The 8873-nt window shown below is 61.2% G+C and carries 9 protein-coding genes; 3 read left to right on the top strand and 6 right to left on the bottom strand.

Annotation, left to right across the window (positions count from 1 at the left end):
• Positions 1–685, top strand: a 685-nt coding sequence (locus A2J01_RS32070) for a hypothetical protein (RefSeq protein WP_064114330.1), incomplete at its 5' end; no start/stop codon positions are given.
• Between the two features lie 7 nt (positions 686–692).
• Here the strand turns inward: A2J01_RS32070 and galE are convergent.
• Genes galE through A2J01_RS32095 form a run of 5 tightly spaced genes read right to left on the bottom strand, consistent with a single transcriptional unit; the run spans position 693 to position 6089 of the window.
• Entirely contained in the window at positions 693–1691 is a 999-nt protein-coding gene (gene galE / locus A2J01_RS32075) for a UDP-glucose 4-epimerase GalE (protein ID WP_063316397.1), read from the bottom strand.
• Positions 1688–2818, bottom strand: a complete 1131-nt coding sequence (locus A2J01_RS32080; RefSeq protein WP_064114331.1) for a nucleotidyltransferase family protein — start codon at positions 2816–2818, stop codon at positions 1688–1690. Before A2J01_RS32080 ends, galE begins: the two co-directional genes overlap by 4 nt.
• The gene (locus A2J01_RS32085; RefSeq protein WP_231916183.1) at positions 2797–3675 is read right to left on the bottom strand and encodes a hypothetical protein; all 879 of its coding nucleotides are present in this window, start codon (positions 3673–3675) and stop codon (positions 2797–2799) included. Before A2J01_RS32085 ends, A2J01_RS32080 begins: the two co-directional genes overlap by 22 nt.
• A gap of 7 nt (positions 3676–3682) precedes the next feature.
• On the bottom strand, positions 3683–3955 hold the full coding sequence (locus tag A2J01_RS32090; protein WP_007732082.1) for a PqqD family protein: 273 nt from the start codon (positions 3953–3955) through the stop codon (positions 3683–3685).
• Between the two features lie 46 nt (positions 3956–4001).
• The gene (locus A2J01_RS32095) at positions 4002–6089 is read right to left on the bottom strand and encodes a glycosyltransferase (protein WP_064114333.1); all 2088 of its coding nucleotides are present in this window, start codon (positions 6087–6089) and stop codon (positions 4002–4004) included.
• 52 nt (positions 6090–6141) lie between these two features.
• Between A2J01_RS32095 and A2J01_RS32100 the strand changes: the two genes are divergently transcribed.
• Positions 6142–6423, top strand: a complete 282-nt coding sequence (locus A2J01_RS32100) for a hypothetical protein (protein ID WP_042450929.1) — start codon at positions 6142–6144, stop codon at positions 6421–6423.
• Positions 6424–6874: 451 nt separating this feature from the next.
• Here the strand turns inward: A2J01_RS32100 and A2J01_RS32105 are convergent, their stop codons facing one another.
• Positions 6875–7672, bottom strand: a complete 798-nt coding sequence (locus tag A2J01_RS32105; RefSeq protein WP_082900995.1) for an ArsR/SmtB family transcription factor — start codon at positions 7670–7672, stop codon at positions 6875–6877.
• A 411-nt stretch (positions 7673–8083) separates the two neighbouring features.
• Here A2J01_RS32105 and A2J01_RS32110 point away from each other — a divergent pair.
• A partial coding sequence (locus A2J01_RS32110) for an NAD(P)/FAD-dependent oxidoreductase (protein ID WP_197494347.1) occupies positions 8084–8873 on the top strand: 790 nt, incomplete at its 3' end.

Raw genomic sequence — 8873 nt, forward strand, 5'->3', positions numbered from 1 at the left:
AGCACTACTCGACTCGCCACACACTGCCTGGTGGGCCGAGCCTGCTGACCTTCTGAACCAGAATCTGGTTGAAAAGCGAAACCCTATTTACGGCTGGTCGGACCTTCCCTTGCGGATTTACCGTGCAGAGGACGGCCTCGAACAGTGGCGTGCTGAGGCACTCGACTACGAACGCCGGTTTCTGGAATACCAGATCGAAGATCCGGACCGTCACATCGGAGGCGAATGGTGGTCTATCCCGTTTGCCAACGGCACAACCGAAACAACCAGGGCCCGCGACGGTATCGGGGCCCTCGGGGTGTTTCTCGAAGAAGACAGCTCCTCGAACGAGGCGCGGGTGCAGCCGGTAAGGATCTACGGCGCGCCCCGGATCTACGAGATCACCGGTCCGCAGGACTGGGCGAATCTGGTCGATACCTATCCCCTGCCTGTGCCCGCTTCACGTCGCTCCGTGTGGTACGACACGACCGGTGAATACCGTGACTGGTTCATTCCGGACTGGGTTTCGGTGTCCGCGGATTACGACGCCGTGCACCTGACCATGATGGCTTATCTGACCACGCCAGGTGTCGCGATCCCGTTGTCGGCCAACGCGGGGGCCACTGTGCTCGCCGGGTGGGATCCGGACGCCACCTTCTGGCTACGTAGCAACAACATCACCGTTGACGACGACCCGACGGGCTGACGTTCGGCTACACCGAGTTGAGCAGGTGCGGCCGCACTGCCAGCCACCGCGCGGTGTCCTCGATCCCCTGTTCCAGGGTGAATGTCGGAACCCACCCGAGTAGTCGCAACGCACGATCGTTCGATGCGTAAGCGCCGGCAGTGTCACCGGTGCGTCGGCCGGCAGCGACCACGTCGATATCTTCGCCGAGCACGTTCTCGAATGTGTGTACCAGCTCCCACACGGTCGTCCCCCGCCCGCTGCCCAGATTGACCACAGTCATGCGTGATGATTCAGCGGTGACCCGGTCGAACCTTTTCAGTGCTCGAACATGAGCGTCTGCAAGGTCCCAGACATGAACGTAATCACGCACTCCGGATCCGTCGCGCGTCGGCCAATCCGTTCCCGTAACCCTGAAAGGCGTTCCTGTCGAATATGATTCGAACAGCTTTCCGAGTGCGTGGGTCGGGCGTGCCGATGGTGTACCACTTCGCAGATCCGGATCTGCCCCGACCGGGTTGAAGTAGCGTAGAGATATCGCCGATAATTCAGTGGCCGCCGCAATGTCGTCGAGCATCGTTTCGAACTGAGCCTTGCTGTGCGCATAGGGACTCTGCGGTGCGATCCCCCAACGTTCGTCGACACACCCACCGTCGCTCGGCGCATACACCGCCGCAGAGGAACTGAACAAGAAGCGCTCACACCCGTTCCGAAGGACACTCGATGCCAGCGTCAGCGACTTGGATACGTTGTTCTCGTAGTACCGCGCCGGGTTACTCACGGAATCTCCGACCACGATCAAGGCCGCACAGTGAACTGTCGCATCGATATCGGAATGATCTGCGAATACTTTGTCGAGCAGTTTCTCGTCCGCGATGTCGCCGCAGTAGAACGGGAATCTGTGCGCAAATTCGGCGCGGCCGGTCAGCAGGTTGTCGAGAATCACGACATCGATCCCGGCGTCGACGCACTTCGACGCGACGGTGCTTCCGATGAATCCCGCTCCGCCCGTGATCAGTACTTTCACGCCGCTCCCCCGGCATCTTCGACGGCAGTCCTCGCACGACGGACGAAGTGGGACACGCGTGAGCGGGCCAAGTCCCATCCACGTAGGTCACGCCCGTCCCGGATGGAAAGCCGATCACGGTCGAGAAAGAGCGGCACCATGACCAGATCGCGGTAGAGCGAGTGCAGGCGTGGGCGATCCGCCAACCACAGCGTCCATCGCCACCACCAACGCGCCGGGACGGTCGTCATTCCGGTACTTACGCCGAAGATCGATTCCACCGCCGCCCAGTGGACGTTCACCGCCCGACGGACATCGCGTGGCAACTGGCGTCTGGAGAGCGTCACAGCGAGTTCCGGTTCGGAAGTGAGCAGGTACCCCACGTCGAAGACACTGTTCAACGACAAATCGGCTCGAATCAAGGCCCGATCGGCAAGCCGCGCGTGAGCGATGACGTGCAGCGTCACGTCGGCCATCGCAAGGCGGGATCCTTCCGCCTCCGAGCTGATTCCTCGGACCGCGGCCTCCCGGGTCAGCGCGTGACGGGCGAACCTCGGAAGTAAGTGCGAATGGATTTCGACGGAGCCATGACGGTCGTCGCGAAGGAGTGCCGGTTCCTGGTGATCGTCGTGATCGATGGAGTCGGAGTCCACTTCGTCGGGGCGGACCATTCGGTAGCCGAAATCGAGGATCGCGTCGTTGGCCGGAACGGCATGTGCAGGGTCGACGACCAAAAGGTCGATGTCCGTCATCCGTCGAGCTGCCGGGTTCGGCCAGATTCTTCCCTCGAGAAGGGCGGCACCCTTCAGTGCAACCGTCGGAAATCCGTTGCTGTGTAACAACTCTTGCAGTTCCACTCGTTGCGCGTCGAGGTCCGAGATCCTTATGGTGTTTCGGTGATGGACAAGGCTCAGCGTCAATTCCGGACTCGATGCGGTGGCCGAGGATTCCGACAGCATTTCCGCGAAGCTCGCAGGTAGGACCGATGCGAAGCCGGCCTCGACCGCTCGGGAGGCGAGCAGCGGCAATACCTTGTGCCTTACAGCGGCGTCGATGACTCTGGGCCAATCCTGCTGCGAACACAAGCGGATGACGTCGGCCCCACACTCGGGTTTCAACATGGAAATCAGGTACCGGGTGTCACGCATGACGCCACCAGTTCCTCCACCGTGTCGGCGCCGGTATCGCCGTGATGTCGAATCAGTCTGTAGCACGGGGCATTCGAGAGTAGAGCAGCGATGTTTCTCAGGGTCACTCCGTGATTGTCGGACCACAGTGCGGATTGCCCGGCCAGCGACTGTATCGCTTGGGATACGGGCATCGGAGCGAGTCGAGTCGGCGCCTCGTCCCATCCATCGAGGATCAGCACCAGATCGATTCCGCGAACCGCCGAGCTGACGGTTCGTTCAGCAGGCAAGGTCGACGGGTCCAACGCCCACACCGGCGGGGCGTACGGAAGATACAGCGAATCGTGCGCTTTGATCTCCGGGAGGACGTCGAACGTACCGGCTTTGAGGTGAACCCGCCGCGGTAAGCCCACAGCTTCGGTACCACGAATGAAGACGCCTTCGTCAGCACGCAGTTGTGCACCCCGCATGGCAAGGGCGAGCGCCAAGGTGGTCTTGCCCGCCCCTGAATGCCCGGCGATCGCCACTCTCACACCGTTGCAGTCGACCAGAGCGGCGTGCAGGCGTGTCCACTGTCGGGCGTGCGCGGCCGTCATGACATCCCGGTGCACCGTGCGGTACACGCTCTCCGCGAGCTGGAGACCGTCCAGACCGATCAGCGTTTCATGGCTGCCGCCGATGGTCGATTCGATGGTGACGTCCCAGCGACCGAATGTCGCTCGATTCCGCTGAATCCGAACTTCGACGTTGTTGTCCGCAGGCCACGGGCTGGCAATCCGATGCTCGACGACACTGACCTCGGGTATGCGGAAACCGCGCACAATCGCGTCAACCCAAAGGTAGTGCGCCCGGAATTGTGGTACGTGGTTGCCTGTCACGGAATTCTCACACCAGCAGACGAGAGGTGCTCAGCTGTCCGTACGTCTCGTTGACTACCGACTTCGCCTCGTCGTCAGGGATCTCGAGCACTTCTGCCACGGCCTGGACAATTTCGCTGACGGTCCGGCCGTCACACAGTTCCCACACCAACGTCGCGACCGGGTTGAGGTGATGGGCAACCTCGCTGGAGCTGTCGTACAGCACAACACCGTCGGTGAGATCGTTGCTCTCCACCGTCTGAGAGCGTTGCGGTCTCACACCTTCGAGTAGTTCGGTCAAGATATCTCCTTGATTCAGCGAATCCGATTTCGCTTTGGTGGTGGTCTCACAGTGCGAAGCGTCGTGAGTATTCGGATTCGATTGCGCCCGAACGAATCAGGCTGCGTGTGGAGGCGATGCCGGGCGACAGCGTCAGGCACGTGAGCGCTCCCCCGGCACTCGCATCCACCAGGTAGTCGCCCAGAGTTCGGTAGTGACCCGCCCATTGTCCGAATGCTTCGGGATCTGACTCCGGATCCGCAATCTCATCGAGAATTCGCTCGAAGGCGCGCGAATGTACGAGAACGGCGTGGACTCCACGGTTCTCAGGACTGGTGCGCAAGAGTGCCGAACCGTCGAGCAGAGCTCCGTCCCTCGATTTCGGGTCGTGTCCGAGGTGGACGACATCCCAATCGCCGTGATCCAACTCTTCGCGGGCATGGCCAAGGATCGATGCGGCGGCATCCAGCAAACTGACGTCGTCAGCAGCGATGAGGACCGAATCCCAGCCCTTCTCAGTCGCCCGAGCGAGCGCACGACGCCACGAGACGGTGAAGGCCGCGTCCTGATTCATCGCGTCCTCGAAAGCCGACACTCTTTTCACCGCTGTTACGCGCGGTAAGCGAATGAATCTATGCCAGGACGCTTTCCATCTGTCGATGTCAAGATCGAGATTCACGACGGCAACACCGAGGTCCGACTGAGAATCCTCGACAACGGGGTTGGGTTCTCCCCCTACTCGGACAGGCGACAGTGGGCGATCGAGCACAACGTCGACTGCGCCTCGCTCGAGCAGATAAGCCGCCAGTGAGAAGTCGGACGGCACGGGTCCGTTGATCCTTCGTGAGAGTTCGTCTCGCAAAGTTCCGTATGTCGCCGCGCGAACAATCAGTGCAGCTCCGACCAGATCTTCGCCGTGTGCGTGGATGACAGCCGTATCGGCTTCGGCGGGGAGGTCGTCGACGATGTTCCGTAGCTTGTACATAACCGCGGGTTCGATCACGCGCGCCTCGTCCAGAAAAACCACCGACTTCCAGCCCAGCAGAATTGCCTTGTCGAGTCCGGCGACGAACGCAGAGGCCGTCCTCCACCCATCCGGACCGTCGTCCTCCGCCGGAATGGCACGGTGAACGGTCAGTTCGATCGACTCGGCCTCCGCCAGGCATGAACGCCACGGAGCGACTCGGCCGTCGTCGCTGAGAACGACCACCCCACCGAAGACCAACTCGGGTCGCTGGACGCTCAGCTCGGCACGGCGACGAATCTCGGGATACGAATCACCGAGGTACCTGGAGAACTGACGATGGAGTGAGTCGAGATCCCATCCGACCTCACTCCAACCGAGCAGGTAATTGTGAACACGATCTTCCCAGTTTATTCGATACGGGACACCGGCCGGGCGCTCGAATCGATGGTGCCAACCAAATGTCGGAAGGCAGACGACCTTTCCGCCGTTGATCCGGAACTTCTCGTGGATGTATCCCTCTTCACCGCCGAATCCGGTGAAGTGCGAGTTCAATCCCGGCCATGCCTCACGCCTGCAGGCAAATGAGCCGAGGCCCTGCATGACGATCTCGAAAGGCACGTCCGGGTGTTGCTTCGCTCGCGGATCAACTCCCCACGAGCCGAACATCCCGTTGCGCCACTTGGGGTCCATGTGGGTGGCCGCGATGTGCGAGGAATCCTGGGAGAGCATCGGTCCCTGGATCAGATCGTCGGTTTCCGGGTCCGCATCGAAATACGCCAGCAACGCCGACAACGATCCCGGTGCCAAGATCACGTGAGAGTCGAGGACAAGGACATACTTTCCGGTGGCCTTGCGGAACAGGACGTCCCGCACCGCAGTCGATCGAACGTCGGTGAACGGGATGTAGCGGAACCGATCGATGTAACCGGCAAACGATTCGAGCATCGGCGCCGGCAACCCCTCTGGGTTGTTGTCCAACAAGACGAATTCGACTCTGTCCAGAACCTCGCGATGATGGACCAAGATCGAGTGGATCGTGAAGTACGCGCCGTCGAAATCGTCGTAGGTCGCGATCGCGACAGTCAGATCGGCCGGTTCTCCGTGTGGCGGAGTCTCCTTCACCTGAACTGACCCCGCGCTCTGAAACTTCTTCAGAGCGCGGTGTAGCGCGACGTCGAACTCTGTCATCGTCGGTGTTCCCCCTCGGAACCAGTCGCGTCGTGTCGGCTACGTAGGTTCCGTGGGATTTGTCGGCTGGGTCGGAGGGGTCGGGAAGGTCGGCTCGGTGCGAGTGGTCGGCACCGTCGGTACGGTTGGCACAGTCGGGACGGTCGGCTCCGTCGGCGCTGTCGGCCCGGTGGGTTTGGCGGTCGTCGTTCCACCCGAACCTGACGAGCTACCGGTTGATCCGGAACCTGTGGAACTTCCGGACGGTCCCGAACTCCCGGAACTACCCGAACTTCCTGACGATCCCGAACTTCCCGATGATCCGGGATTGCCCGGCTCGTTTCCGCCCGGCTGATTCCCTCCCGGAGTATTACCACCGGGTTGATTCCCGCCTGGTTGCTCGCCGCCTGGTTGATTCGGATTCTGCTGGCCACGACTTGGCGCTCCGGAAAGATTCGGCGTGTCACCGGCTGCGAAGGCCGGCGCCGCACCACCGAGGCTGATCGACGTCACGACTGGCACAGTTACCGCCGAGGCCGCTAGAACTGTCTTGACGAACTTGCGTCGATCAACTGGAACATTCTGAAAAGCGTCGCCGCCCATAGCGTTTCTCCCATGCGTCCGAGACGAGGTCGTCCTCACTCGATGTCGGGCAAAACGCTAGCATCCTTCTGGCAACTTTACAGACTGAACGCGCCGATATTTGACGGTTATGCGAATTTGAGTCCGGACTGGGCCGACTGTTCGGACAAACGTACGGCGATCTCCTCCTGTTCAGGGGACTCGTTTGTCCCGGTCGACAACCGTCAACCGACCGGCATCTCCCACGGCGCCACCGGAAGAGTGCTTCCGGTCTCGAGGTAGGACTTCAGATTCGACAGCACCGCCGACCATCCGCCGGCCACCTCCATGCGAGCCGATTCGTCCGCCAAATCGGTGTGCTTGACGGTCAGTCGCACGATCGCGCCGAAGGCTTCGATGTCGAAACTCACCCGCGAGATGTCGACGCCCGGTTCTCCGTTCGGATCAGCCCAGGTGGTGACCAACCTCGACGGAGGGTTGCTCTCGACTACGGTGCCGACTACATCCGCGATGTTCGAACCGTCGATCCGGCGGTGCTCCCACGTCGATCCCGGCTGCCAGTCGGAGACGTTGCTGTGTCCCCAATACTCTGCGGTGGCCTGTGCGTCGGTGAGCGCTTTCCAGACGTTGTCCGCCGTGCTCGCAATGTAGGTGACGTACACAAAACTGGGCTTGTCGGTCATGGCTTCCTCCGCGATTTTTTTGACGGTACTGAGCGCACGAAGGCGCGGTACCTCGAACTTGTTGATCCATCGCTCTCGAATCTCCTCGAGCGCAACGGGATTGAGATAGTGAAGCTTTGCCCTCCCCTGTCGGACCGTGCTGATCAGATTGGCGTCCTCGAGCATGGTGAGGTGTTGAGTGACAGCTTGCCGACTCATGTCGAGGCTGTCGCACAGCTCGCCGAGCGACTGACCGTTGGCTACGAACAAGCGGTCCAGGAGAAGCCTTCGTGTGGGATCGGCCAGTGCTCTGAAGGCTGCATTCATCCGGTCGTTCACAACTTCACAATATGCAAGCATTTACTTGCATGTCAACGGTTGGGCGTGCCGGGTTTCGAAAGTTGGGACGGATGAGGTGTGATGTCTCTAGGCAGATGTGATCTGAATCCCGGATTACACCGTAAGAGAGGTTGGGCACATGGACTGGGCAGCAATTGGAGTGGGTGTCGGGTATGCCTCGGTGGCCCTGTCGATCCTGGTTTTCGTCGGCGGGTGCATCGCACTGTTCATCTTGTCCGTCCGCCAGTAGCTGACACCTCGACAAAGTGGTGATCACCCCGGGGTCCGGCCAAGCCGATCACCTCGGGAGTGATCACACTCGAGGCCGCTTGATCGATTCGGACACACCGGCGCGCGTCGGACTGCTCGCAGAGAAGCTCGGCCGCGGTGGGACTACCGTAGGACTGTCGCCTAGAACTCGAGGAGTACGGAATGAGCATCCAGTCGGTTGAACCGCACCGCCACCGCGTAGTGGTGATCGGTTCCGGCTTCGGAGGATTGTTCGGCACTCAGGCTCTCAAAAAAGCCGATGCCGACATCACGATGATCGCGCGTACAACCCACCATCTGTTTCAGCCGCTCCTCTATCAGGTTGCGACCGGCATCCTCTCGGTCGGTGACATCGCTCCCGCCACGAGACTGGTGCTGCGCAAGAAGAAGAACGCACAGGTACTGCTCGGTGAGGTCGAGACCATTGATCTCGAGAATCAGACCGTGACCTCGCGCCTGCTCGAACGCGTCACTGTTACGCCGTTCGACAGTCTGATCGTGGCAGCCGGTGCCGGTCAGTCGTACTTCGGCAACGACCAGTTCGCGGAGTTCGCCCCCGGAATGAAAACGATCGACGACGCCCTCGAACTGCGCGGACGAATCCTTGGGGCCTTCGAACAGGCCGAACTGTCGGACGATCCCGCCGAGCGTGCGCGCTTGCTCACCTTCGTCGTTGTCGGCGCCGGCCCCACCGGCGTGGAGTTGGCCGGGCAGATCGCCGAGCTTTCCCGTCGAACGCTGGACGGCGCGTTCCGCAAGATCGATCCTCGTGAAGCGCGCGTCGTGCTCCTCGACGGCGCCCCTGCCGTGTTGCCCGTGTACGGCGGGAAGCTCAGCCGCAAGGCTGCCGAGACGCTCGAGAAGCTCGGCGTCGAGATCCAGCTCGACGCGATGGTCACCGACGTGGACAACGACGGTCTGATCATCAAGGAGAAGGACGGCACGCTTCGCC

The organism is Rhodococcus sp. EPR-134 (genome assembly GCF_001647205.1).
Classification (GTDB): domain Bacteria; phylum Actinomycetota; class Actinomycetes; order Mycobacteriales; family Mycobacteriaceae; genus Rhodococcus_F; species Rhodococcus_F qingshengii.